At 69.3% G+C, this 25,804-nt stretch carries 23 protein-coding genes; 9 read left to right on the top strand and 14 right to left on the bottom strand.

Annotated elements, in window-relative coordinates:
* Positions 1-503 precede the first annotated feature (503 nt).
* From ACFW5B_RS31225 to ACFW5B_RS31195, 7 genes are all read right to left on the bottom strand, one after another.
* Positions 504-974, bottom strand: a complete 471-nt coding sequence (locus ACFW5B_RS31225) for an ATP-binding protein (protein WP_386447021.1) — start codon at positions 972-974, stop codon at positions 504-506.
* A 718-nt stretch (positions 975-1,692) separates the two neighbouring features.
* Positions 1,693-3,528 (bottom strand): glycoside hydrolase family 15 protein, encoded by a 1,836-nt coding sequence (locus tag ACFW5B_RS31220; protein WP_386447019.1) that lies wholly within the window; start codon positions 3,526-3,528, stop codon positions 1,693-1,695.
* A gap of 432 nt (positions 3,529-3,960) precedes the next feature.
* Entirely contained in the window at positions 3,961-5,361 is a 1,401-nt protein-coding gene (locus ACFW5B_RS31215) for a cell filamentation protein Fic (protein WP_386447016.1), read from the bottom strand.
* Between the two features lie 181 nt (positions 5,362-5,542).
* Positions 5,543-5,863, bottom strand: a complete 321-nt coding sequence (locus tag ACFW5B_RS31210) for a hypothetical protein (RefSeq protein WP_386447013.1) — start codon at positions 5,861-5,863, stop codon at positions 5,543-5,545.
* 179 nt (positions 5,864-6,042) lie between these two features.
* Positions 6,043-6,600 carry a telomere-protecting terminal protein Tpg gene (gene tpg, locus ACFW5B_RS31205; RefSeq protein WP_386447010.1) on the bottom strand — a complete coding sequence of 186 codons (558 nt, stop codon included), beginning with the start codon at positions 6,598-6,600 and terminating at the stop codon, positions 6,043-6,045.
* Positions 6,601-6,609: 9 nt separating this feature from the next.
* Positions 6,610-8,931, bottom strand: coding sequence for a telomere-associated protein Tap (tap, locus tag ACFW5B_RS31200; protein WP_386447007.1), 2,322 nt, complete (start codon positions 8,929-8,931; stop codon positions 6,610-6,612).
* 183 nt (positions 8,932-9,114) lie between these two features.
* Positions 9,115-10,101 (bottom strand): ArsR/SmtB family transcription factor, encoded by a 987-nt coding sequence (locus ACFW5B_RS31195; protein WP_386447005.1) that lies wholly within the window; start codon positions 10,099-10,101, stop codon positions 9,115-9,117.
* 160 nt (positions 10,102-10,261) lie between these two features.
* Between ACFW5B_RS31195 and ACFW5B_RS31190 the strand changes: the two genes are divergently transcribed.
* The 4 genes from ACFW5B_RS31190 (at position 10,262) to ACFW5B_RS31175 (ending at position 14,045) form a co-directional block, all read left to right on the top strand.
* Positions 10,262-11,581, top strand: a complete 1,320-nt coding sequence (locus tag ACFW5B_RS31190; RefSeq protein WP_386447002.1) for an alpha/beta hydrolase — start codon at positions 10,262-10,264, stop codon at positions 11,579-11,581.
* Between the two features lie 323 nt (positions 11,582-11,904).
* Complete coding sequence (locus tag ACFW5B_RS31185; RefSeq protein ID WP_386446999.1) at positions 11,905-12,933, top strand: trypsin-like serine peptidase; 1,029 nt, start codon at positions 11,905-11,907, stop codon at positions 12,931-12,933.
* 175 nt (positions 12,934-13,108) lie between these two features.
* On the top strand, positions 13,109-13,603 hold the full coding sequence (locus tag ACFW5B_RS31180) for a potassium channel family protein (protein ID WP_386446997.1): 495 nt from the start codon (positions 13,109-13,111) through the stop codon (positions 13,601-13,603).
* Between the two features lie 106 nt (positions 13,604-13,709).
* Positions 13,710-14,045 (top strand): MmcQ/YjbR family DNA-binding protein, encoded by a 336-nt coding sequence (locus ACFW5B_RS31175; RefSeq protein ID WP_386446994.1) that lies wholly within the window; start codon positions 13,710-13,712, stop codon positions 14,043-14,045.
* A gap of 56 nt (positions 14,046-14,101) precedes the next feature.
* On the opposite strand, the gene ACFW5B_RS31170 is transcribed toward ACFW5B_RS31175, so the two are convergent.
* Together ACFW5B_RS31170 and hemC are read right to left on the bottom strand one after the other, a co-directional pair.
* Positions 14,102-14,260 carry a hypothetical protein gene (locus ACFW5B_RS31170; protein WP_386446991.1) on the bottom strand — a complete coding sequence of 53 codons (159 nt, stop codon included), beginning with the start codon at positions 14,258-14,260 and terminating at the stop codon, positions 14,102-14,104.
* A gap of 912 nt (positions 14,261-15,172) precedes the next feature.
* Positions 15,173-16,108 carry a hydroxymethylbilane synthase gene (gene hemC / locus ACFW5B_RS31165; RefSeq protein ID WP_386446988.1) on the bottom strand — a complete coding sequence of 312 codons (936 nt, stop codon included), beginning with the start codon at positions 16,106-16,108 and terminating at the stop codon, positions 15,173-15,175.
* Positions 16,109-16,223: 115 nt separating this feature from the next.
* On the opposite strand from hemC, the gene ACFW5B_RS31160 reads away from it, so the two are divergent.
* Positions 16,224-16,880 (top strand): maleylpyruvate isomerase N-terminal domain-containing protein, encoded by a 657-nt coding sequence (locus ACFW5B_RS31160; protein ID WP_386446985.1) that lies wholly within the window; start codon positions 16,224-16,226, stop codon positions 16,878-16,880.
* A gap of 148 nt (positions 16,881-17,028) precedes the next feature.
* Here the strand turns inward: ACFW5B_RS31160 and ACFW5B_RS31155 are convergent, their stop codons facing one another.
* Complete coding sequence (locus ACFW5B_RS31155) at positions 17,029-17,727, bottom strand: class F sortase (RefSeq protein WP_386446982.1); 699 nt, start codon at positions 17,725-17,727, stop codon at positions 17,029-17,031.
* 123 nt (positions 17,728-17,850) lie between these two features.
* Entirely contained in the window at positions 17,851-18,195 is a 345-nt protein-coding gene (locus ACFW5B_RS31150) for a hypothetical protein (RefSeq protein WP_386446979.1), read from the bottom strand.
* A 63-nt stretch (positions 18,196-18,258) separates the two neighbouring features.
* Between ACFW5B_RS31150 and ACFW5B_RS31145 the strand changes: the two genes are divergently transcribed.
* Positions 18,259-18,621, top strand: coding sequence for a hypothetical protein (locus ACFW5B_RS31145; RefSeq protein WP_386446976.1), 363 nt, complete (start codon positions 18,259-18,261; stop codon positions 18,619-18,621).
* Positions 18,622-19,627: 1,006 nt separating this feature from the next.
* On the opposite strand, the gene ACFW5B_RS31140 is transcribed toward ACFW5B_RS31145, so the two are convergent.
* Positions 19,628-20,353: a Mut7-C RNAse domain-containing protein gene (locus ACFW5B_RS31140; RefSeq protein WP_386446973.1), complete on the bottom strand. Its 726-nt coding sequence runs from the start codon at positions 20,351-20,353 to the stop codon at positions 19,628-19,630.
* A gap of 391 nt (positions 20,354-20,744) precedes the next feature.
* On the opposite strand from ACFW5B_RS31140, the gene ACFW5B_RS31135 reads away from it, so the two are divergent.
* Complete coding sequence (locus tag ACFW5B_RS31135; RefSeq protein ID WP_386446970.1) at positions 20,745-21,941, top strand: cytochrome P450; 1,197 nt, start codon at positions 20,745-20,747, stop codon at positions 21,939-21,941.
* Positions 21,942-22,042: 101 nt separating this feature from the next.
* On the opposite strand, the gene ACFW5B_RS31130 is transcribed toward ACFW5B_RS31135, so the two are convergent.
* On the bottom strand, positions 22,043-22,807 hold the full coding sequence (locus tag ACFW5B_RS31130; RefSeq protein ID WP_386446968.1) for a chitinase: 765 nt from the start codon (positions 22,805-22,807) through the stop codon (positions 22,043-22,045).
* 433 nt (positions 22,808-23,240) lie between these two features.
* Here ACFW5B_RS31130 and ACFW5B_RS31125 point away from each other — a divergent pair, with 433 nt between their 5' ends.
* Complete coding sequence (locus ACFW5B_RS31125; protein WP_386446966.1) at positions 23,241-23,528, top strand: hypothetical protein; 288 nt, start codon at positions 23,241-23,243, stop codon at positions 23,526-23,528.
* Positions 23,529-23,788: 260 nt separating this feature from the next.
* On the opposite strand, the gene ACFW5B_RS31120 is transcribed toward ACFW5B_RS31125, so the two are convergent.
* A complete protein-coding gene (locus ACFW5B_RS31120) occupies positions 23,789-24,019 on the bottom strand; it encodes a DUF6296 family protein (RefSeq protein ID WP_386446963.1) in 231 nt (76 codons plus the stop codon).
* 309 nt (positions 24,020-24,328) lie between these two features.
* Between ACFW5B_RS31120 and ACFW5B_RS31115 the strand changes: the two genes are divergently transcribed.
* On the top strand, positions 24,329-25,639 hold the full coding sequence (locus tag ACFW5B_RS31115; RefSeq protein ID WP_386446960.1) for a serine hydrolase domain-containing protein: 1,311 nt from the start codon (positions 24,329-24,331) through the stop codon (positions 25,637-25,639).
* Positions 25,640-25,804 lie beyond the last annotated feature (165 nt).

Genomic DNA, 25,804 nt, shown 5'->3' with positions numbered 1-25,804 from the left:
GGCGGGCCGGTTCTGTTGTTTATAACCCACCGCCCGCGTTTATTGCTGGGGCTGCGCGGCCCCTACAGGTTGGGGGCCCCACTTACCCCCCCGCGCGGTTTGGCCTATAACCCCGCAAACCCGGCCGGGCTGTTGACGGCGCGATGGATGCGGCCGACTACGCCCCCCGCAACAATCGGAACCGGATTCCACCACCAAGTAATTCGGACGGACTCCGGGCGTCGTCCTCACGCATTCCGGGTTTCCTGCCGCTCATGGCGCATCCGCCGACGATGACCGTCGCCCGTATCGATGACGGGAGTTGCGGCTGCCCAATGCGCTCGGCCACCACGTCCCTACGCAACGGGGATGCGGCGGCCGTTCCGGCTCACGGGAAGACTCATCGCGGGGCCGCTCTCCCCGGCGACACGCGTATTGCGTGTATACCCCCGTTGAATTCCATGGGGTCACCACGTAAGCGGCGGTGACAACGGTCACGGAGAAATGGGGCGGACGGTTCGCGCTCAGGCCGTGGCGGTTGCGTCACGGCCTGAGCGGCCGCCCTGCGAGGCGTCCTGGCGGGAGATGACCGCCGTCACGGTTTTGCCTGCCTGCTTGCTGTGGACCTCGACGGATTCCGCGAGGCGGCAGACCATCGACCAGCCGAAGCCGCCGCCCTCTCCGGTCACGTCGGGGGTGCGGGGACGCGGCAGTGCGGAGCTGGAGTCGCCCACGATGACCAGGACCGACTGCGGGTCGGCCGTCAGCTGCAAGGTGCAGACCTGGCCTCCGGCATGACGTACGGCGTTGGTGACCAGTTCGGAGACGACCAGGATCACCGCGTCCCTGGTGTCCTTTTCCAGAGCGGGCTCCAGGCGTTCCAGGAACGTGGCAGCCAGGTGCCGGGCGGGCCCGACCACTTCGGAATAGCAGTTCAGTTGAAGCTCCAGCACCGGCAACGCCGTGACCGTGCGCGGAGCCTCGGCGGTGCTCATGATAAAGCTCACCTCGTATCGCGTCGACTTGCCTTCAGGCCGGAAAGCGTGCCCCCTTCCCGAGGTATCAACCACACATTTCCGAGTTCGGACGAAAATATTTGCCGTTCCGCAACATCGGAATGATCGAACCCCGGCCTGCCCAATGCACCACGGGCAAGCCGACTGCCGCGGAACGGTTCGCCGGGACAGAAGCCGGACGGTGAGCCCGATGACCGGGTCGCCCATCGGGCTCACCGTCCGATTCCGGCACCGAAAACGATCAGTGCAGCAGCACCAGAAGAGGGGGAACCACAGTTGTCATCCTCCGGACATTCGCGTGCCCGTATCTGCCACGAGCAATCGGAAATAACCGCCGGTTTGCCGCACGATCCGATGGGTAAAAGGGGTTGCACCCCTTGCGCCGTACGGCAGGACGAAAGACCGGTCCGCCCTGCAACAGGCTGAAGGACGGCAGCCCCACCGGCCGCACCCCGAGCCCGGGGGTCTCCCCTTCCGCCCCCTGCGCAGCCGCGCCCCGCTCCGCCACCTCACTCCTGTCGGCGCACACCAAAGAGCCGCAAAGCTGCATAGACCGCCACAGACGCCAGGAATGCCACGTAGCACGCCAGGTCCGCGCCATACGGAGTCGCCGCGACCGGGCCGACGAAGAGTGCGGTGTCCGCGGTGTGCGTCCAGAGGACGAGCGGGAAGCCGAGCCCGCCCCGTGCCGGCGGCCTCAGCCCAAGGCCCGGTCGAGGTTGAACGCCGCGCTGATGAGCGCCAGGTGGGTGAAGGCCTGGGGGAAATTTCCGGTCTGTTCGCCGGTGCGGCCGATTTCCTCGGCGTACAGGCCGAGGTGATTTCCGTAGGTCAGCATCTTCTCGAAGGCGAGCCGGGCCTCGTCCACCCGGCCGGCCCGGGACAGCGCCTCGACATACCAGAACGAGCAGATCGAGAAGGTGCCTTCCTCACCGCGCAGGCCGTCCGGGCTGCTGCGGGGGTCATAGCGGTAGACCAGGGAGTCGGACACCAGCTCCTCACCCAGGGCGTCCAGGGTGGAAAGCCATTTCGGGTCCGTCGGGGAGATGAACTTGGCCAGCGGCATCATCAGAACCGAGGCATCGAGCACATCATCGCCCTCGTGCTGAACGAATGCCTGCCGCTTTCCGGACCAGCCACGCTCCATGATCCGCCGGTAGATGGCGTCCCGGGCCGTTCCCCAGCGGATCATGTCCGCCGGCAGCCCCCGGTGAACGGCGATCCGCATCGCCCGTTCCAGCGCCACCCAGCACATCAGTTGCGAGTACAGGAAGTTCTGAGTCTTTCCCCGGGTCTCCCAAATACCTTCGTCCGGCTGGTCCCAGTTGTCACAGACCCAGTCCACGAGCTTGCCGACGGTGTCCCAATGATCGCTGGACAGCGGCTCACCCCATTTGTCGTACAGGTAGAGGGAATCGATGAGCGCCCCGTAGATGTCCAGTTGGAGCTGGTTGACGGCGCCATTGCCGATTCGGACGGGGCTCGATCCCAAGTGGCCCTCCCAGTGGAGGAGTTCCTCCTCGGGCAGTTCACTGCGGCCGTCGATGCCGTACATGATCTGCAGCGGACCGGCGGGGCATTCCGTGAGGCAGACGTTCTGGGACAGGAAGTGCACAAAGGCCTTGGCCTCGTCGGTGAACCCCAGCCTGAGCAACGCATAAATGCAGAACGCGGCGTCCCGCACCCACGCATAGCGATAGTCCCAATTCCGCTCGCTGCCGATCTGTTCGGGCAGGCTGGTCGTGGGAGCGGCCACGATGGCGCCGGTCGGGGCATAGGTGAGGAGCTTGAGGGTCAGGGCGGAGCGGTGCACCATTTCCCGCCAGCGGCCGCGATAACGGGAGTGCGACAACCAGTTACGCCAATACCGCACCGTGGCGCCGAACAGGTCTTCCGCCTCCATCAGCGGACAAGCCCGTGGCTCCACCCCGTTGCCGATCCGGTCGAGGGCGAACACCGCGGAACTGCCCTCGTCCAGCGTGAAGGTGCACCGGGCGTCCGGACCGTCGATCTCCACCGGAACACTGGACGACAACGCCAGCGAAAGCCCCGGGGAGTCGAACACCACCTGGCCCTCGCGGCAGCTCACGGCATGCACACTGCGCCCGTAATCGAAGCGCGGCGCCACCCGCGCGACGAACGGCAGCGATCCACGCACACAGATCACCCGCCGGATCAGCCGGTGCCGGTCCGCCTCACCGGAGTCGTCGACAATCGGCATGAAGTCCTGGACCTCGCCGACACCGTTGTCCGCGAAGAATCGCGTGATCAGGATGTTGGTGTCGGGAAAGTAGAACTGCTTCGTCCGGGCGGGCACATCGGCGGACAGCTCAAAAGCCCCACCGCGATCGGCGTCCAGGAGCGCCCCGAAGACACTGGGGGCGTCGAAGCGTGCGCAGCAATACCAGTCGATGGTGCCGTTCGTACCGACAAGCGCAGCGGTCCGCATATCGCCGATCATTCCGTGTTCGGCAATGGGCGTATAGCGGAGTGCGTCCGCCTTGCTGGGGCGGAGGCTCACACCGGCGGTCATAGGCCCTCCCCGGCATTGGGGAGCAGGTGCAGTGAATTCAGATTACCTCTCGCCCGAAGCGCACGGCGACCGATCGGCTTCGCGACGAAGCGGCGGAGCGGGGGCAGTGGGGGCGGAGGGGGCGATCACGCCAGTCGCCGCCCCCGCTCCCCACCTCATCCCCACAGTGAACCCTGTTTACTCACCGTGACGGAATACCTGGCTACGGGCGGCGACGTTCCCACGCGGAGATCATCGCTGGTACTGCTCCGGCCTGCCGCGGCCGTCACCTCCTCGCGGCTGGCATGGCCCGCTTGGGCGGCGGTCCCCGTGACTGTGCTGGCCGCCGTGGCCCTCGTCACCGAGCGCCGGCGCCGGCTGATCTCCACCGACCAGCACGCCAGTTGAAGCACTTCCCCGCCGACACGATGGCTCAGCCCCGTCGGGCACCGACTATCTACCGGGGAAGCCGACGCCGCGCCGGGTCTCCGCGAGGTGGAGGTCGATGTAGTTGGTGAGGCTCAGTGCGTCCTGAGGGCTGTCGGCCTGGAAGGTGATGCGGCGGAGCAGACCGACGTCTTCGAGCGTGACACCTTCGCGGGCGAGGACGAAGACGAGGGTGAGGAAGGCGGAGCGGGCGTTCCCGTTGTCGAAGGGGTGGAAGAAGCAGACGTCCAGGTAGGCGCGTGCCGCGCGGGCGGACAGGGGAAGCGGCGCCCCGTCGGACTTCTTGCTCTCGGCCAAGCAGGCGTCCAGGCGGGGCCGGATCGCGGGGACGATGCCGTATCGCTCCCGACCGGCCTTGGCGAAGGCGGGCAGGGCGCGCAACGTGGGCAACTGCTGTGCGTTGAGGACGTGTTGCTGCCATGTCTGGAGCAGTGCGAAGTCGAGCGGCGTGCCGCGCGCCGCGTCGGTCCGGAGCAGTTCGAGTGCGGAGAGGAGGCCCTCGGCGCGCGCGGGGTCCAGAGCGCCGTCGAAGGCGCGGATGTCCTCGGCCGCGCCGTCGCGCGTCGGCCTCACCGGGCCCTCCCCGCCGAGGTCGCGAGCCTCATGCCAGGCCACGGTCTCGCGTACGTCGAGCCACCGTGCCAGGTGGTCGACGGGCGTTGCGGGAGGCCGGACTCCGGTCGGCCGCCGGGCGGTCGAGCGCCCCCGGCCGTCCGGCGGAAGCGTCTGCGCGAGGCGCTCGGCGACGTCGTCCATCAGCACGGTTTCTGGGCTGGTCCAGCTGTGGAACCGCCCGCCGATTGCCTCGTCGACCAAGCCCTGCGCGGTGTCCGGTTCGGCTCCCCAGCGGCTGAGGAACCACGTGAGCACCTGCCGGCAGTGCGTGTACCAGCCGCTGCCACAGCCGGTGCGGTCGACGACCTGCTGGATCAGGTTCCGGGCGGCGCGCTCCCACAGAATCCGCTGGCCCTTGATGCCGGAGGGATCCAGGGCGTACGCCTCGAACCGCCCGGCAAGCTCCTCCAGCCACGCCCGCCACTCGCACAGCGCCGCGACGACCCGGTCGAGCGTCTCTTCCGGGGTGGTGATCGAGTCCCCCGGGCAGCACCAACTCCCGACGGGCCCGCCGTCGAAGTCGCCTTCGTCGGGCGCCCAGCGCCAGCCCACGACCCAGCGGCCGTAACACTCCATCAGTGCGTACGACATGGCATCCGCCCAGACCTTGCCCTCGTCCCAGCTCCAGGTGCTGACCATCTGATCGCCGAGGGGGCCATGAGGACGGCGAGGTACGCACCGGGCCGGACCGAGCGAGCGCACGACCCGCGCCGCCGCCGCGCGATCGAAGGGGAAGCGGGCGGGGTCGACGTCTTCCCAGGTCAGGAGGCGAGGCCACAACTCGGATATCACCGCGCAAGCCTGCACACCCACCCTGCGGGCGGGCAAGCGCATTACCACGGGGCCGGGACGAGGAGCCGAGGCCGCCGATCGGCGGCGTTGCTGAGCCGTAGGCCCCGCAGCCGCGCAGCCCGGCGGATAGAAGCTGTGTCAAGCCCGTGCTCCGGGCCATGACGGCGGTCGCTTCAACCGGTCACAGACCGGCGACGTCCCTGACCTTGTTGAATACGGAGCCGAGCCCGTCCACCACGGCGTTCTGCCGCCTCTCGCGCGCCGCCCGGTCCGCCGGGGCCAGCCGCGCGGCGGCCTGCAGGGCGTGGGCGTCCGGGTCGCCGAAGGCAGTCCGCGGGTGCTCTCCCGTTTCCGCGCAGTGGGCCGTGACTTCCTTGACCGCCTGGAGCACGACCGCCCGGTCCACACCCGGCTGCATGACCAGCCGTACCTGGAAACGCGCCATCCACTTTTCGCGGTCCTTCTCCCGCGCCGCTTCCGTCGTCCGGTCCTTCGTCGCCACGTGCTCTCCCGGGTAATCGCAGCCGTTCGTCGTCGAGTTGGACGCCGGCGCATCGAAGTTGGTTGCGAAGCCAGACGCGGAAACCCTGGTGGCAGCAGCCTGTCCCGGTGACAGCTGGAGACGGCTGTTGTGCTTCGGCTGAGTTGCCTGGGGGCTCTACGCGCCAGCCACCGCCGTCGCTAGAAATCCAGCTCGACGTAGTCGATATCGGTGAATTCCACCTGGAGCCCGTCGGCCCGTCGGCCGCGGTCCTTGAAGTAGATCTCCTGCAGGCCCTCGGCGGCGATGTCCTGCAACTGCTGCTCCGTCGCTCCGGTGGCTTGGGCGTCGAAGAGGCGGGCCGCGTAAGCCGGCGGCAGATGCTGGGTGATGAGGCGGATTCGGCCGTCGTCGGTGCTGCCGGGTGCGGCGGTGAAGCCGAAGCGGGCCCGGGTTTCGATGACGATGCCGCCGGTGTCGGCCGCCTTTTTCCTGGCCCGTTCTCGGACCCGCGGCTGCCAGTCTTTGGTGACCTCGGCGATGAGTCGGGCAGCCAGCTCCTTGCGGGGTCGCTTGATCTGCTCTTTCACGTAACGCTCGACCGTACGCTGGGAGATGCCCAGCCGTTGCGCCACCGCTTTGGTGGATCCCTTCTCGTGCTTGACCAGGAAGCGCATCTGCGCGCCGGCGGATTTCGGGATGGGGCGCGTGGCGGTATTCGCCGCGGCCTTGTCGAGGCTGTCGCCGAGGATGCCCATCGCGTTTGCCTACTCTCCGCCGGCGGCGGCGTCGCTGCCCTTGATGTGCCGGGCCGGGTTGATCTGCTGGTCCTCAATCATCAAGGCCACCCACAGGAAGTCCTGAGTACCTTCGTGTTTGACCATTCCCGGGGAGACACCGAGCCGGAATCCGCCCGGCAACGGCTTGCCGTCTTCCGTACGGGGCAGGAAGTCGACCGGGCCGGGACCGTGCGACAGGTAGACGGCGCAATCCGACAGCACGGCGACGGGGAAGACACCGACCGATGCGAACTTCCGCATTTTGCGGTGCATGTTGGTGCGGGCCTTGCCGATCAGCTCCGCCCGGATGTGCGGACTCCAGGTCGGCCGCTCCAGAGCGGGCCATCGCTCACCGTAGGTGTAGCCGATGCCCTGCGGCCGCTCACGGAGCTTGCCGATACCGCCCTTGACTGCGGACTTGATGGCCGACAGTACGGCGGCCTGTCCCGGATCGACATCCTTGTGCTGAGCCATGGCGGCCAGGAACGCGTCGTCCGGCATACCGGCGGTGACACCGAGATCCGCCATGGTGGCCATGTACGCATCGCGCAGCCGGGTGTACCAGGCGTCCAGGTAGGCGCCGTGCTCGTACCGGACGTACGCCTCGATCGGCTGCACGACGGCACCGAGCTCCACCGCGTAGGCGACGGTCGAGGTCGCGTACCAGGCGGGGCCGGTGGGCCGGGTGCCCTTAGGGGTGAAGGGCGACGGGAGCCGCGGGTCGAGGTCGATGTGGGAGAGGTCCACGAGCCAGGAGCCGGGCAGTTTGGGGTCGAACGCCGGGGAGTTGACGTGTGTCGCCGGGCCGGTCCCGACGTTGAGGCGGTTGGCGGCGGCGGCGAAGGCCATATTGACGTCGATCCCGACGCCGTAGGGGTAACCCTGGGCGCACTCGTCGTCGGTGAGCGGCCGGAACCAGTCGTAGGCCTCCTCGTCCAGGGCCTGGTCCGGGGTGCGTTCGTGGTGACGGGGGTGGTGAGCGGCGACGATCGGGTGCTCAGCGGGCGCCTCGGGGGGCGCGGGGTCGACGGACTCGGTCAGGGCGCCGGGGTTCGGTCCGGATACCCATGAGCCGGTCGCCTCGTCCCTTACGGGGCGGGTCGGTGGGCGCAGTGCCGTCATCAGCTCCAGACCGCAAACGGCCGTCGAGCCGCGCGGGGTGATGACCCGGGTCGCGTACGAGCCGAGTACCCGTGCGAGTTCGGCCGGCGGCAGCTGGTCCGACTCCCCCCAGGAGCGCGTGTCCAGCGCACCCCAGGGAAGGATCGCGAACTGCACACACTGCCGTTCCCCGCCCCCCTGCACCGGCCGGTAGACCCGCGGCCAGGGCCCGAAGCCACGGCGGGTGAGCCGCCACTCAGCGCGCAGGAGCTGCCGGACGACCGGGTGGTCCTCGGGCAGCCGCAGACCGCGACGGTCCTCCAACACGGAGGGCAGGCCGAGGCGTTCGGCGGCCTCGGCAGTGATGACGACGAGCGGATCGGCGTCCTTTCCGTGACGGTGGAGGCGGGGCGCGCCAAGCTTCGCCTCGGTCAGCGCCCAGTTGACCAGAGCCGGGAAGGTCTTGGCGGGGCAGTCGAGCACCAGGCCGTCGACGCAGAACGCCGAGCCGTCGCCGTCCAGTACGGCGAGCGGGCCGTGGGCGAACCGGGGGTCGGGGGCGGGGGTCGGGGTTGACGCCGGTCTTTTCGCCTCCACCGGCCGTCTCGACGCGGCCTTCGTTGCGGCCTTCGTTGCGGGTGGCCGTCGAGCCGAGGACGAGGGCGAGGATGAGGATGAGGATGAGGACGGGGTCACCGAAGCGGGTACGGTGCGTCCCGACCGGGCTGGGGCCGGGACGGAGGCGGCCGCGGGGTCGGAAACCGGTGCAGGCACCGGCTCGGCGGCACCCTCAGGTGCCGGACCGGGCACCTGGTGCGGAGCGGGAGCCGCAGCCGGACCGTGCACCTCGTGCGGAGCCGGAGCCGCCTGCGGGTGTGCGGCCGCAGAGCCGGGGCACCCTTCAGACGCAGCAGGCGTCGGCTCACTGCCGTGAGCGCGGGCCCCCTGGGCCGGAAAGCGTTCGGCCAGGCCCTCCAGGAGCCGGATGTAGGCGGCGCGCTTCGGTGACCGCGGCTCGGTCCGGCCCAACTCCCAACTGGTGATGGTCTCGCGCCGTACCGACAGCGCCTTGGCCACCTGGTCCTGGCTCAGCCCGCCGGCCTCCCGCAGCCGCTTGCGCTCGGCCGGCTCCGGCAGCGCGTCCGGCGCGGCCGCCTGCGCGAGCAGCGCATCGACCGACGCGAACAGCTCGTCCGGATCATTGGGCACGGCGAACACCTCCGCCGCCACCCTATCCGAAGCGCACCACGAACCGCTGTCGAAACGCACTCCGGATCGCACTCTACTGCGAGACCGCCACACCTCGGACCGCCCCTTCCGCGAGCGACCGACCTTCGCCCTTCGCCCCTCGCCCCTCGCACCTGCAAGCCGAGGGCGCACAAGCCAGAGCCCTCATCCTCCAGTGCTCCCTGACTGGTCACGCCGCTGCACCAGAAGACTCCCCAGTGCCGTACGCCGGTGCAGGACCGACCGTCCCGCGCGGGTCGTGGTGATCAGGCCCGCGCCGCGCAGTGCGGCCGTGTGGGCGGAAGCGGTGGCGTTGCTGACGTTGAGCCGCCGGGCGAGTTGGCTGGTGGTGTGCTCCGCCGCGAGGTGCAGCAGGGTCTCGAAGCGGGTGCGGCCCAGCACGCCGGCGAGCGCCTCGTTCGTGCCGACCGCCGCGGCCGGCGACAGCGGCAGTCCTGGTCCGGCCGGGTAGGTCACGGCCACGGGGCGGCCCGGCAGGTCGGAGATGAGGGGGTGGCCGGTCCAGTGGAAGGTGGGCAGCAGCAGCACTCCGCGCCCGCGCAGCTGGATGTCGATTTCGTAGGGCGCCTCGCAGCGCCAGACGTCCTCGTGCAGCCGTGCGCCCGGGACGAGTTCGGTGAGCGCGGCGCCGATGCCGTGCTCGGCGACGGCCAGGGCATGGCGGGTGAACTCCGCCTGGTGGAGGTCCTGCACCACGGGCCATACGGGGCGCAGGGCCGTTTCGAAGGCCGCATGCTGGGCGCGGCGGAGTACCTGCCAGGCGGTGTCGTCACCCCTGTGCAGATCACGGAGCCACGGCGGCGCCGGTGACGGCTGCCGGGCGTGGACCCGCTCGATTTCGGAGCGGACCAGATGCGCAGGCGCGGCCCGGACCGCGTCCAGTCCGTCCTTCAGGGTGTCGCTGAAGACATCGAGGAAATGGGGGGCCACCCCGGCGGGGACCAGCTCACCGAGCGGCTGGACGGCGGGTGGCAGGGAGCGGATCAGCCGTCGTCGCCAGCGGCCGAAGAGCAGTTCGTCGTCCGGGTAACACATCTTCATCAGAGCCACGTTCAGCTCCTGAAGCGGCGCCGGCCGGGGGGCGAAGCGGACCCGGGCGAAATCGCCGGCCGTGAAATGAATCCGGATCACTACTCTCCCCACCGCCACATCGCCATCGTTCAGGGCAGGGCCTGAACGATGGTCCGCTCTCCCCGCCGGATGCCAATCTCCAGGTCACGCCCCCGGTATTCACTCAGGGGGCCGCCGAGAAGCACAAGGACCGACCTCACAGAGGCACAAGGGGAGAGCCATGTTCCGAGATGGCGTCAATGGTGGTGCGCGAGCGGGCGGAGCGTCCGCGCCGGACTACGGCCGCGCGGGCGGACCCGGGGGCGAGCCCGAAGTGGGCGTGCACCGTCGGACGTTCACCAAGTCAGCCGCCCTGGCGGCCACGATGCTGCTGACCGGCTGCGGCACGGCGCACGCAGGGTCCGGGGGGCCGCGCAGCGCGAAGGACCTCACCGTACGGTTGCCGGCGCCGACCGGACCGCACCGGATCGGGGTCACCACGCTGTATTTGGTCGATCGATCCCGACGTGACCCATGGGAGCCGCTCCCCGATCGCGAAGTGATGGCAACGGTCTTCTATCCGTCCCGCACCGTCCACGGCTACCCGGTCGCACCGCAGATGACGCAGGGCGCCGCGACGCGTCTGCCGTTCATCGACCCGCTCTTCCATGAGGGGCTTCCTACGAAAGGCGTGAACTGGGCAGCCACCATGACGCATGCGCACACGGGCGCGCCCGCGCAGGCCGTACCGCGACCGGTGCTGCTGTACAGCCCGGGTGGCGGCGACCCGCGCACCCTCGGCACCGGCATCGCCGAAGAACTGGCCAGCCATGGCCACGTGGTCGTGACCATCGACCACCCCGGCGATGGCAGTGAGGTCGAGTTCCCCCACGCGCGAGCAGGGCGGAAGAAGGTCCGCGAAACGGTCTTCCGAGGAAACCCCCGCACGGACCCGAAGATGTTCCGCACGGTGATCGGCACCCGGATCGCGGACATCCGCTTCGTGCTGAACCAGCTGGAAGCGCTGGCAGCCGGACGGAACCCGGACGCGGACGGTCGCCCGTTGCCGGAGCACCTCGGTCGTGCCCTGAATCTGCGGCAGGTGGGCATCTACGGCCACTCGGCCGGCGGCACCACCGCGGCCGAGGCGATGTACGAGGACCGGCGCATCCACGCCGCGGTCAACCTTGAGGGCTTTCTGGACCACCCGCCGGAGTCCCCCGGCCAGGAAGGGAAGCTCTTCCCGATCGCCCAATACGGCACGAACCGGCCGCTGCTCCTGCTGGGAACCGATGGCTTCCCCTACCGGAAGGAGCTGGAGCGTTCCTGGTCGGCAATGCTCGCCCGCTCCCCCGGCCACACCAGCCGCCGGCAGTGCGACCACGCCGCGCACGGCGTGTTCACCGGCTACGCCGCCATCGCGCCCCAGTTGCAGGCCGCCGGCCTGATGACCGCCGCCAACCGGATCAAGCTGGTCGGCGCGATCGAGCCGACAGTGTCCGTTCCCCTGGTCCGCAGTCATGTGCACGCGTTCTTCGCCCGGCACCTGCCCGCGGACTGACCGGCGCGGGCGGGGGCCGGTCAGCGGGGCCCGGCGCCCGTCGTTCCCTTGATCCCTCGCCCCTCGCTCCTCGTCCCGCCGTCCCGCCGACCGGCCCATCGCGGCGAACCGGTCCATCGCGGCGAACCGGACCGACGGGACGGGCGGCCGGGGCAGACAGACGGGCAGACGGGCAGACGGGCAGACGGGCAGACGGGCAGACGAAGGCATGTCACAGCCTCCGCCCGCTCTCTCGCCATCCGCTCCCCGCCCGTAGGACCATGGCACGCTCGCCTCGCGCATGTCTCTCCTTCCGTACGCCGGCCCCCGGGAGGACCTGGCTCATGAGCAGACCGATCGCCGTATGCCGCCGCTTCGCCCCACTGCTCACCACACTGCTGCTCGGCCTGTCGCTCACCCTCGCCCCGTCACCACCGGCGCACGCCGCACCCGCCCCGAACCCCCACGGACACGGCCACGGGCAGGGACACGGCTCCGGCCATGGAGCCGGTCACGGGCACCGTTCACGCCTCGCCGCCGCGTCGGCCGACGCGTACTGGACGCCGCGGCGGATGCGGGCGGCGCGACCGGCCACCGTGAGAAAGAGCGCGACGGCCCGGCGCCCGGCGACGGCCGACACCCCGCCGAGCCACCCCTTCGACGGCCTCCCCCAGGTGGGGACGTTCTTCTGGACGGACGGCGGCAGCACGGGCCGGTTCTGCGGCGGCACGGTCGTCCGCAGCCCGCACCGCGACCTGGTGGTCAGCGCCGCCCACTGTCTGCGCTCCCCCGACCCGAAGCGGCATCTCTCCTTCGTGCCGCAATATCACGACGGACTGAAACCGCACGGGATCTACCCCGTCGAGCGCCTCTACCTCGACCAGCGGTACTACGACCTCGGCACGGCTGCCGGCGCCCGCTGGGACTATGCGGTCGTGCGGCTCGGGGCGCGGGCGGACGGTGCCGAGGTGGAGGCGGTGACCGGCGGATTCCACCTCGTGCCGTACCCGGGCTATGAGCACCGCAACGTACGGCTCATCGGCTACCCCGGCAACAAGGACAGCACCCACCCCAAGCCCCTCGACTGCACCTCCGCCACCCACCGCTACACCAGCACCGATCCGGCCGCGCCCGGCGATTTCCTGGAGATCGCCTGCGCGGGCTATATCGGCGGCACCTCCGGCGGCCCGTTCCTGGTGCGGGACTTCACCGGTTACGCCCTGATCGGCGTCATCGGCGGCTACCACACGGGCGGCGACTTCCCGGACGTCTCCTACAGCTCGTACTTCACGATCGACACCCTGGCCCTCTATCTGCACGCCGTGCGTGGCGATCCGCCCGCAACACCACACCCGAGCAATTCCTCACGCTGAGCACTCACGGCGAAGAACGGCGGCTCCGGATCAACGAAATAACCGCCAGAATTCACCACCACACCACGCCCCGACCACCGCCGACATATCCAGGCACGGTCTTACCTCCTGTTAATGTCGGCGATGGCGGAAGGCCGGTTTCCCACCAGGCCACAGTGGAAGGTGACGCCCGTTGGTGCCGTCGTTTCTCTTGTCCGTACTGAATCGCTTCTTCCATAACGAGGCATGGCGCCGACTGCACGCACAAGCGGCGCTCTGGGTCACCGTGGTCATGACCGCGGTACTTCTCGCGGGCGCCGCGCTGGTCGTGGTCGCCGAATCCGGTGCGCCGCACGCCAATATCACGTCATATCCGAAGGCGTTGTGGTGGTCGATCGAGACGGCGACCACCGTCGGATACGGGGATTTCTATCCCGTCACCCTGTGGGGCCGCATCATCGCTTCTCTGCTGATGCTCAGCGCCATTACGGCATTCGGCGTCATCACAGCGGCCCTCGCCACGTGGTTCGTCGGAAAGGCGGAGCAGGACATGGCCCGCCTGGGCAAAGCCGTGGGCACCCATGCGCGCGAGGACGCGGAGGCGCTGCGTTCCGAGCTGCATACGCTCCACGAGCGCTTCGATCACGTCGAGAATCTGATCCGGGACAAAGGGACACACTCGACGTCCTGAGCGGGCCGGGCGCGCGAGCTGCCGCACCGGGAAGTCCGGCGCACAGAGACGAGACAGCCCGGGAAACCCTGTTCGTACGCTTTACCGCACGTCTAAGGTAGTGACCGTGATCGATTCCACCGACGTCCGACGTATCGCCCTCTCACTGCCCGAGACAGTGGAGAAGGAAGCCTGGGAGATGCCCACCTTCCGGGTCGCCGGAAAGATGTTCATCACGATCCCCGACGATGAAACGTCATTCGCCGTGCGATGCCCCATTCATGAACGCAAGGAGCTGATCGCAGCGGAACCGGAGAAGTTCTGGGTACCGCCGCACGAGGCGAGCTCGCATTGGGTGAGGGTACGACTGGCCGCGCTCGAGGACCTGACCGAACTACGGGACATCCTGGTGGATTCCTGGAAGCAGGCGGCACCACCGCGACTGGTGGACGCACTCCCATAAAGTCGAGCGAGAAGCGCGCCCTCCGGCGAACACTCCTCCTCGAGCGAGCGCGGCTTTCAGGCGCGCCGGTGCAGATCGCTCCAGTCCAGCGCCTGGGACGCCGTCCGCTGCGAACGCTCGGCGGCCTCGCGGGCCTCGGCGAGAATGTCCCCGTGCTCCTCGACAAGCTCTTCGTAGATCGGCGTAGGACTGGAGGGGTGTGTGGAAGTCGTCATGTCTGGTCCCGTTCCCTTGTAAATCTGTGTGCTGCGGCTTGGTAGGTTCTGGCCGCCCTGGGAAGAAGGGAGCACCACGGTGGAAATCGTGGTGCGCAAAGGGAGGTTGTCCCCACACGTGTGCCGCCGCCCGTGCGGCGCTGGACATCGTGTCATGTGCGCGGCGAGCACGCAAAAGATCATCCCAGCCCCTGAGACCACCGGCCCCGCCACGCAGGCACGCTGCCCGCCCCCGCCCCAACGCTCCCACCGGGCAACGACAGCCCCTTCACCATCCGGCTCCACGTGACACCGAACCGCCTGTCGCGCCCCTGCCACCCGGCCCGCCCACCCCTCTCACCACGCCACCAAATACCGTGCCGACCAAGCCACTTGGGAATCGACTTGCCGCAGTCCCGGCCGACCGCAATCCTGAGCCGATGCCAGGACAGCGGAAGAGAAAGCGGCAACAGCAGGAGCACCAACGACAGTCCGCCGCACGATCCGCTGCTGATGACGCCGGCCACTGGAAGATCCTCGTCGAGGCCCAGGACCCGTCAGTGTTCCGGGCCCAGATACGCCACCTCCGAGCCGGGCCCGAGCAGATCGACTGGTCCAGGACCCGCCTGGACACACTCTGCGGCCGCCTGATCAAACCGACCACCTACCGGCTGAGCGTGTTCGTACCCGATGTGACCTGCTTCCCGGAGAGACCGGCCGACCGGGGCCTCCAGGGGGCACCAGCAGGAAGCGACAATTCATGAGCGCAAAACGAAGCCCCGCTGCCCGGGGCGGTGTCAGGCGGCGACAATGCATCCGATGGCGGGCGATGAACCCGAACCTGACGGGCCCATCAGCCCCCCAATCACCGCCCCTTCCGGAGCTGCCGTCCCCGGAGCCACCGCCTCGACGGGGACCGGGACGCCGAGAAACTCAGTGCACGATGCCGTCGATCAGTTCGCGGGCGCCTTGGCGCAGCAGGGCGACGGCTACCGACGTGCCGAGCGTTTCCGGGGTGAGCGGGCCGGCCCATTCGTGCGCGTTGAGGACCGTCTTGCCGTCCGGGGTGAACACACAGGCACGCAGCGACAGTTCGCCGCGGCGGTCCGTCTTGGCGTAGCCGGCGATCGGACTGTTGCAGTGGCCCTGCAGGACGTGCAGCAGCATGCGTTCGGCGGTGGTCTCCTGGAACGTCTGGGGGTGCCCCAGGCCGCTGACGGCGTCGATGGTGTCGGTGTCGTCCTCGCGGCACTGGAGGGCCAGCACGCCCGCGCCGATGGGCGGGCACATCTCGTCCACGGACAGGATCTGGGTGATCACGTCCGTACGGCCGATGCGTTCGAGGCCGGAGACGGCCAGCAGCAGTGCGTCCGCCTCGCCGGCCGCGAGCTTCTCCATCCGGCGGTTGGCGTTGCCGCGCATCGGTACGCACTCCAGATGCGGATGGGAGGCGGCGAGCTGGGCGATCCGGCGGACCGACGAGGTACCGATCCGGGTGCCCGCGGGAAGTTCGTCGAGCGTGAGCCCGCCGGGGTGGATCAGCGCGTCCCGGACGTCATCGCGCTCCAGGAAGGCGGCGAAGGTCGTGCCGGCCGGCAGCGGTCGGTCGCCGGGGATGTCCTTGACGCAGTGCACCGCGAGGTCCGCCTCACCGGCCAGGAGGGCGGCGTCGACCTCCTTGGTGAACGCTCCCTTCCCCTCGACCTGGGAGAGGGCGCCCATCCAGCGGTCGCCGGTGGTCTTGACCGGGACGACCTCCGTGGCGATACCGGGGTGCAACGCACCGAGTTCGGTGCGGACGCGCTCCACCTGGGCCAGCGCCATGGGCGAGTCGCGGGAGACGATACGGATCAGTTCTGGGGCGGACATGGGCCCACGATAGACCGTCAGATCCCGGTACCGGACAACCCGCAGGCCCCGGCGCCGCCGCTCCTCCGCTCGTGCGCGGTACGGTCCCACCATGTCCTTGTCAACGTCCCGATCGATGCCCCGAACCACCGAAGCCACGCCCCCGCCGTCCGCCGTCACCGCGGACGATCTGGACCGTACCGTGCAGCTCGCCGTGTCCGTACTGCGCCAGGCGCCGTCGACGGCATGGGACGGCAGGGCCGGTGCGCTGGAGTGGGACTGCTGGGAGACCGTCGAGCACCTCAGTGACGATCTCTTCTCCTACGCCGTCCAACTGGGCCCGAGGAGACCTCCGTTGGAGGGCAACGTGCCCTTCGTGTGGGAGAGCCGACGGGCCGGCGGGCCCGCGAACGCCGTGCACGCCGACCGTGCGGCGGGGCCTGCGGGGCTGCTGCAGGCGCTGGAGGCGAGCGGCGCGCTGCTGGTCGCCATGGTCCGTACGACGCCGCCGAAGGTGCGCGCGCACCATGTGTTCGGGGTGTCGGACCCGGAGGGCTTCGCCGCGATGGGCGCCGTGGAGACCCTGGTGCACACGCATGACCTGGCGGAAGGCCTCGGGCTCGCCTGGAACCCACCCGCCGACGTGTGCGCCCGGGTGCTCGCCCGGCTGTTCCCGGACGTCCCGGAGACCGCCGACCCCTGGCGCGCCCTCCTGTGGGCCACCGGACGCGCCGACCTGCCGGACCGCCCGCGGCGCACCACATGGCGCTGGGACGGGAGCGTGCGGGACTGACCAAGGGGGTGTCCGCACCGTCCCGTCGCGACCCAGGCGGGACGTTGCGGACACCCTCTGGAGCGACGGAGCCCAGGCCGGGCGGTGGAGCGCCGGCCTGGGCTCGTCCGGCATGCCGGGTGGTCTTCGCGGTGTGAAGGGAGCCCGCTCAGGCGTTTCTGAACGAGGCGAGGTGGGCGAACACCACGATGTTGTCGACGTAGTCCTTGACCTTCCGGTCGTAGGCGCCACCACAGGTGATCACGCGGAGCTGCGCGGTGGGGGCGTCGGCGTAGACCCGTTCGTTGGGGAATCTCGCCTTGTTGAAGGTCTCGACGGAGTCGACCTTGAAGGTGGCGACGATGCCGTCTTCGCGGGTGATGTTGATCGTGTTGCCGGGCTTGAGCGATTCGAGTTGCAGGAATACCGCCGGTCCGGTCTTGGTGTCCACGTGGCCGGCGATGATCGCCGATCCGCGCTCGCCCGGCGCCGCGCCGTCCTTGTACCAGCCGACGAGGTTCTTGTCCCCTGCGGGCGGCGCGTTGAGCTGCCCGGTCGGTCCCAGGGTCAAGGGCGTGAAGGGCGCATCGACGGCGATCTGCGGAATCGTCACCCGCTTCGGTGCGGAACGGGGCAGAGCCAGGTCCGGGACCGCCGGGGAGGCGGAGCTTCCCGGTGCGGCGGACTGGGCCGCCGCGGAATGGGACGGCGGCTTGGCGTCCGCCGAGGTGTCCACGGAGTTGTAGACGAGGAGTGAGCCCAGCAGAAAAGCTCCCGCAGACCACAGCAGACCGCGGCCAACGGGGCGGGACGCGGGAGCGGTCCGGGAGGGATTCGAATTCGGCTGGGGCGACTGCGGCGCGGTCATGTCAGGGTGCCTTTCATGAGCGAGGCGAGGCGTGAGGGGGACATCGGTAACGCAATCGCCGCGGCCACCGTCCACGTGGAACGGTGGCCGCGACAGCGCATCGGTCTCCGTGCGGGTGCCCTATCAGGCAGCCGCGTTACCCGAGGCGTTGCGACGACGCAGCATGTACGCACCGGCGCCGAGGCCACCGAGCATCAGCACGGAGCCGGCAGCCATCCCGCCGCCGGTCGCCAGGCCGCCACCGCCGGTGTGGATACCGCCGCGAGGCCTGCGGTGGTCGCCGTAGCCACCGTGACCGCCGTCGCGGTCGTGGTCGCCGTAGCCGCCGCGGCCGTGGTCACGGTCGCCGCCACGGCCGTGGTCACGGTCACCGCCGCGACCGTGGTCACGGTCACCGCGGCCGCGCCTGTCGTGGTCGTCGCCGTAGCCGCTGCCCTGGTCCCAGTCGCGGAGCACGGTCTTGGCCATGGCGCCGCCACCGGTGTGCATACCACCGCTCGGCCTGCGGTTGTCACGGCAGTGGTCACGTCCGTGGCCACGGCCGTCACGACCGTCGCGGCCGTCGCGACCGAAGTCACGCCCGCCGTCACGGTCCCGGCCGTTGCCCCGACCGTCGCGGCCATCGCGGCCATCGCGGCCGTCACGACCGTCGCGGCCATCGCGGCCGCCACGGCCACCGCGGCCATCGCGGCCGTCACGGCCATCGCGGCAGTTGTCACGCCGGCGGTCACGGTCACGGTCACGGTCCCGACCGCGGTCGCGGTCACGGTCGCGGTCGCCGTTCGTGGCCTGGGAGTGGTTGCTGGAGGAAGCGCTGTCCGACGCAAAGTCCTCCGTGATCATGGCGTTCGCAGCCGGAGCAGAGATGGCAAGCACCGCCGTGACGGCGGCTGAGGCGAACAGGGTGCGAGCAGTGCGCATGGGGACATGTTCCTTTCGGCGCAACTGCGAAGGCTGACTCTTTGTCGGCTCATCGGATCGCAGTGGCGACGTGATCACCGTCGGCCGGATTGCGGCCGCGCACCACCTGAGAATGTCGCATTCGAGGTACGCCGTGGGCTCTTCGGGTGGCGGAAGGCGGCGGATTCACCCATTGGACGGCGCGCGTCGTCGGCGTGTCGCGTAACGAGTGGGCTAGAGACGCTCCGGCCCCCTCCGAAACGGGCAATTCAGCAGGCCACGAGCGCTGCGAGCAGGGTCCTTCCGCGACACGCCGAGGGTTCCTGACGGACCGAACGCTCCGCCGCGAGGAACACCCCCATGGCATTCCACGCACCGGGCTGCCGATCGGATGCCAGGCCACGGCGGGCTCGGTGAGCTCGGCGGGAACGGCGGGAACGGCGGGAACGGCGGGCTCGGCGGGCTCGGCGGGAATGGTGCAGGAAATCAATCCGCCCGGTAGCCAAGGGGAATCGGCGGCTGGACAGTCGGCCAACTATTGCCATACACAGGGCAATTCTGGCTGCTGTCGATGAAGTCCCGTAGTGAACTATCGATTGATGGCCCAAGTGTGCGCATGAGGGAATCCGTGCACCCAGGGGGAATTGGGACGCTGCCGTCCCGATCGCCGCGGCTCCCCGTCCTCACGAGGGGGGTGCGGGCGGCTGCGTCACCCATGAGCGGCGCCCGACCCGGAATCGGACGGGAGCGCCGGCCCCGCGCCCCGGACAGCCGACCTCGCCGTCAGCCTCGCTCGTCGCCCTGTCTCGGGCGCTCGCCGGTCATTCGCGGCTCCCCGCCCCATCGCCCGGCCTCCCGCCCTGGCCGAAGAGCCGTCCCGTGCACACCAATGGCGAGGGGTCCTTCACCCGGACTGACGCATTCTTACGCCCGAGGGGGCCGGCCGGCAGGCGTTCCACGATGTTTCATGTGAAACATCGCGGAGTGCCTGCCCCGTCGTTCAGCCGGCGCTCTCCCGGAGCGCCTTTTCGACGATTGCCTCCAGCCGGGCATGGTGGGCACCCCGCCAGTAGACGCGGCCGCATGCCGTGCATTGCGCGAAGACGTCGTACGTACGCTGCGTGCCGTGCTCGAGGTGCTCGCGGACGGAGTCCTTGTCGGCGTCCATGAGCCGGCCGTTGCAAGCCGTGCAGCGCGTCCACGGGGCGAGTGTGGGGGCGAATCGCTCCAGTACGTCCCGGAGTTGGTCATCGGGCCGGTCGCTGTAGATGAACGCCCCCGCCCAGATCTCCCGCCGTCTCAGCAGCCCGCGGTCCCGGGAAAGCAGCACCCGCTGTTCCTGCGCCGAGAGCGCCGCCAGCGCCGCGTCGCCGGGGTCCTCGTTCGTGTACGCCGCGTCCACGCCGAGCAGCCGCAGCCTGCGCGCCAGTGTGCCGAGGTGTACGTCGAGCAGGAACCGCAGCGGCGCGTCGGGAAGCCGCTGCGGGCGCTCGACGGCGTGCACCTCGATGCTCTCGCCCGCCTGCGGGACATGGGAGACCGGGACCTCGGCGCCGTCCACGACAAGCCTGCCGACCTCGGTGAGCGGGACACCGAGCGACTCGACGACATGGCCGAGCGTGGACGACCCATCGGTCACCACGGGCACACCGGCGGTGCTGTGCGCCGAACCGACGAAGAGGTGCAGGGCAGGGGCGAAGCTGAGGTGGATCTCGGGTCCGTTCACGCCGGACAGCATGCCATCGGGGGAACCGCGCCAGCCAGCGGATTCCTGCCGGTCAGAGGCCCGGGACGAGGACGAGCAGCCGGGCCGCGGCGGCCCCGGTGGAGGTGCTTGCGACGGTTCGATCGCGCCGACGACGCCGCCGGTCACGTACGGACCGTAGTGGTCCGGGCCCCTGGATTGTTCATGATGGAGCAGGCCCCGCTCACCCGCCGCCCCTGGCCTCACCGGTCTCAGCTGGACGACAGAACGACAGCCGGAGCACTACGGACGGAGGACATGGATCACTGCGCCTCCTCCGTTGGGCCGATGTTGACGCCGGAATCCCCTGCGTACGGTCTGACCGGTGCCGGGAATCGTGCATCATCGGGGATCATCAGAAGGGGCGGCACGCATGGCAGAGATTGTCGATCTGGGGGCCTACGGCGAGGACTTCACCAGGGATCCTTACCGGTACTACGCCAAGCTGCGCGCCCAGGGGCCCGTCCACCGGGTGCGCCTCCCCTACGGCCAGGAAGGATGGCTGGTCGTCGGGCACCAAGCGGTCCGTGCCGCGCTCACCGACCCTCGCCTGAGCAAGGACTGGCGCGAGGCCGGGCTGCAGAGCGACGAGAGCGCGGATTCGGCCTTGTGGACGAACATGCTGGACACGGACCCGCCCCAGCACACCCGGCTGCGGAAGCTGGTGGCCAAGGAGTTCACGGCCCGCCGCGTCGAAGCACTACGGCCACGGGTACAGGAGATCACCGACGAGCTGCTGGACACGATGCTCGCCGCCCCGGAGGGCCGTGCCGACCTGGTGGAGGCTTTCGCCTTCCCGCTGCCCATGACCGTCATCTGCGAACTGCTCGGCGTCCCGGCGATGGACCGGGACGCCTTCCGCTCCTGGTCGAACGAGATCGTCGCGCCGACCAGTGAGGAGGCCGCGCAAGCGGCAGTCGTGGCGATGTCCGGCTACCTCGTCGACCTCATCGAAACCATGCGCAACGCGCCGGGAGACGGTCTGCTCAGCGCCCTGATCCGCACCAGCGACGAGGACGGCGACCAGCTCTCCCGTGACGAGCTGGTCGGCACGGCGTTCCTGCTACTGGTCGCGGGCCACGAAACGACCGTCAGCCTCCTGTCCAACGGCGTACGCGCCCTGCTCCAGCATCCGGCCCAACTGGCTGCCCTGCGCGCCGATTTCTCCCTCCTCGACAACGCCGTGGAGGAGATGCTCCGCTACGACGGCCCGGTGGCGACGGCCACCTGGCGCTTCACCGCGAAGCCGGTCGAGATCGGCGGCACCCGGATTCCCGCCGGCCAGACGGTAGCGATCGCCCTGGCTTCCGCCTCCCGGGACCAGGAACAGTTCGCCGCTGCCGATGACTTCGACATCACCCGCGACGCTCGCGGACACACCGCCTTCGGCCACGGCATCCACTTCTGCCTCGGCGCCCCGCTGGCCCGTCTGGAGGCCCGTATCGCCCTGCGGTCCCTCTTGGAACGCTGCCCCGACCTCGCCATGGACGCCGATTTCGACGACCTCACCTGGCGCGCCGGGATGCTCATGCGGGGGACGGAACAGCTGCCGGTGCGCTGGAAGGGGTAGGGCGTCCGTCCGGCGGACCGTGGGCGGCTCCTTGGCCGGACGGGACCGGCCGAGGAGGCGCCCACCGCCGCCGGTCGTGGTGGGGCCGCCCCCACATTGCGTCAGCAGCTCAGGTTGCCACCGGGTGTGGTGCCCAGGATCTGCACGAAGCCCTGGTAACTGTTGATCCGGCTCTGCACCTGGCCGGGGTTGCCGCCGTTGCACTCCAGGGAGCCGTTGATGCTGCGGATGGTCTCGCCGAAGCCCGCACCGCTGACCATCGCCTGGTGCGGGGTCATGGTGCCCGGCCCGGTCTGTGTGTTCCAGTACCAGAGGGCGGTCTTCCAGGCCACGGCAGCATCCCGCTCCACCAGGTAGGGGTTGTTCAGAAGATCGATGCCGAGCGCATCGCCCGCCGCCTTGTAGTTGAAGTTCCAGCTGAGCTGTATCGGCCCGCGGCCGTAGTAGGCCGCCTGGCCGGCAGGGCACCCGTACGGCTGACTGGCGTCGCAGTAGTGGGGATAGTTCGCGGTGTTCTGCTCAACCACATACACCAGGCCGCCGGTCTCATGGCTGACGTTCGCGAGGAAGGCCGCGGCCTCCTGACGTTTCACGGTGTCGCTCCCGGTGTTCGCGAACTCCGGGTAGGCGCTGAGCGCCGCGGTCAGCCCGCTGTACGTGTAGAACGCATTCCGGTTCGGGAACATCTGGTTGAACTGCGCCTCGCTGACGACGAATTCCTCGGCCGGTACGTCGACGCCGTCCGAGGCCGCGACGCAGTGGGAACCGCAGCCCGTCGTGGCGGCCGCGGACGTCATCGGCACAACGAGGGCTACGCCCACGGCAACGGTCGCGGCACTCAGCAGCGCGGCAATACGTGACCTCATGACGGTGACTCCTTCTCGCGGCCGGCCTTCGGGCACGGAGCGGCCGCTGTGTGGGGGGATCGCCTTGGCGGAGCGCCAGTTGAGGCCAGTCGCAGTGCGGCAGCGCGGCCGGGGTCGACCAACTGGCGTGGAGACACGTGACGTTGGAGCACAGGAATGGCCAGGACAGCGACGGAACTGCGGTCTAGACCAGCGTCAGGTTATGGCGCCGTCCGCGGCATGTCCATACCAATGGAGTGATCTATTAGGGGTGGGCGCAAGCAGGCACACCGGCACCTTCGAAAGAGCCACCCCGCGAAACTCCCGTTGGAGAAATGGCGACAGTCAACTGCGGCCACTCAAGCCATTTTTGTGGCGAACCGAGGTTTGAACTAACTACAGGTACCCTGACGTGGTGTCGCGTACCGAGTTAGAACGACTGGCCAGGATCCGGATGCAGGTCACCGGTGAGACGCTCGAACGCGCCATGGCGGTACTCGAAGGCCATACCGCCCAGCCCGCCCCGCAGCCCGAGACCGCCGAGCAGCCCAACGCCGCCGAAGTCAGCTGCCTCAGGATCAGCGGGCCCGGCCCCGAGACTGAGACCGGCGGGGCTACCGGAGCCGAGGCGACTGGCGCGACCGATACAGCCGGGGAAAGCAGCAACGCGGACACCGAGAAGGCGTCGGACCCCGGCGCCCCGCGAACGCCTCGGCAGCGCGGCCATCTACGCGGCCTCTGAAATCCACGCGGCGTGGAAATCCGCCCTGAGATCACGACTCACGCTTCTCCGGACTTCACGCATCGCGCTTCTGCGCGCTTCACACGCATCCGTAACGACCGAAACGCAGAGGGTGGCCGAGGGCAATCGAAGGAGCCTCCGGCAGGCCGTTACCTCAAGCGTCGCCACTCGACCCCACGGATGAAAACACAGCGCGAGCGGTGACCCACAGAACGTGTTCGCGCAGGCGCAGCACCCTCTGCCGGCTGGGCTCCTGAAGCTCACGGGGTGAGGGGTCGTGCCAGCAGCGGCGTACGGAGCATCTGGTGCCCCCCGCTGGCCAGCATGCGGACCTCGCCCCGGTCGCTGATCTCCGCGCGTACGATCCCCGACTCGTCCTCGTAGACCGGATACCCGCCGGCTCCCGCCCGCTCGGTGCGATGGACGATCACTACGTCGTCCTCCACCGCAGGAGCTTGAAATACCAGCTCATAGCTTTCCGGGTAATCCATCAGGGCCTCCCGATACAACTGGGCAGGTACCTCGGGCGCTCCCCGCCGCCGCTCTCTCTCAGCGCGCCGCTGCACCTCGGCAATTCCATCCTCACGCACTCCCGCCCACGGCGCCTGAGGAGGGCACGAATGCGAGGCCCTGGCCAGATGAGCCCTTGCGTAGAACCGCCCTCGGGAAACCTGACATTTGTCATCTGGGCTTGTGATCAAGGTCGTTCCAAGGGTTGACGACCGGCCGCTTGCCCCACCGCGAGAATCGGGCCAGCAAAGATCGACCGCCGACGAAGACCCTGAACTGACGGAGAATCCATGCCCGTTGCCTTACCCCCTCGCCGGCGCCTGCGGCTGGCGGGGACGGCCACCGCCGCCCTACTCGCACTGACGATTCCCACCACGGCCTCGGCTGCCGCTGCAACGACCAGGCCCGCAGGCAATGCCGCCGAGGCAGCCGCCAGCCGGTCCGGCCTTGACCGAGAGGCTCTGGAGGCGACACTCAAGGCGTTCCATGACGCTGGGATGTACGGCGCTTACTCTGCGGTGCGAAAGGGCGCCGCAGGGTGGCAGGGCGCCTCGGGCGTCGCCGACATCGACACCGAGCGCCCCACCACGCCGCAGATGAGGCACCGCATCGGCAGCATCACCAAGACCTTCACCGCGGTCGGCGTCCTCCGGGAGGTCGGCAAGGGGCGCATCGCACTCGACGCTCCGATAGGCCGCTACCTTCCCGACCTGGCCCCTGGGGCACGCGGCCGGGCCATCACCGTCCGGATGCTGCTGAACCACACCAGCGGCATCGGCGACTACTCCGAGGCGATCTTCGCGACAGAGGACAGCGTCGAAGGCAACCGCTCCCACCAATTCGATCCCCAGGAATTGGCCCGGCTGGGGCTGAAGGCGAAGCCGCTGGGCAAACCGGGTCGCGCTCACCACTACTCCAACACCAACTTCGTGCTTGCGGGGCTCCTGCTGCAGAAGGTCACCGGCAAGTCGCCGCAGGCGTACATCACCGAGCACGTCATCCGGAAGGCGGGGCTCCGGCACACCCATTTCCCGCGATCGGCCCACCTCACCGGACCGCACGCCAAGATGTACGAAGCTGCGTACGGCAGGTTCACACCGCCACGGGATTTCAGCGTCTACAACATGTCCTGGGCCGGCACGGCGGGGTCACTCGTATCGACCATGGCGGATCTGAACCGCTTCTACCGTGCGCTGCTGGGCGGTGAACTGCTCGCCCCCGCTCAGCTACGGCAGATGAAGACCACGGTGCCTACTGAGAACAACACGCTGCGCTATGGCCTGGGACTGTTCCAGAAGCGCCTGCCGTGCGGAGAGTTCTGGGGACACAACGGCCTCGTGCTGGGGGCGATGACCTGGTCCCTGTCCAGCCCGGACGGCCGGCGGCAAATGTCCCTCGGTTTCAATTTGACGCGCTATCAGAAGCTCGATGGGAACGGCATCCCCCAGACCAGCCCTGTAGACACCGCCATGGACGCGCACGTCGCGCAGGCGCTGTGCGGGAGAGATGACGGCCGGCTCCCGGACCAGCCCGACACGCATCCGCCGCACCCCCTCCTCGCCGGTCCGCAGGAGCGCCCCCTTCCGGTACGTCACCAATAGGGCCGCTCCGCCACTCGGATATGTGCTCCGCTCCCGTGCGCTGTCACGGGAGCGGAGCGGGTCCGAGAAGCGCCAGCAGCTCGGATAGTTACGGAAGCCACGGTAGGGGGCACCACTGACAACGCGGGTCGGCGTTACGCGACGGTGCGGTCAGCGGTCGACCGT

The sequence above is a fragment of the Streptomyces sp. NPDC058773 genome (assembly GCF_042746015.1).
In the GTDB taxonomy this organism is placed as follows: Bacteria; Actinomycetota; Actinomycetes; order Streptomycetales; family Streptomycetaceae; genus Streptomyces.
Note: the sequence above shows the minus strand (reverse complement) of the source record. Positions and strands in the feature narration are given on the sequence as shown.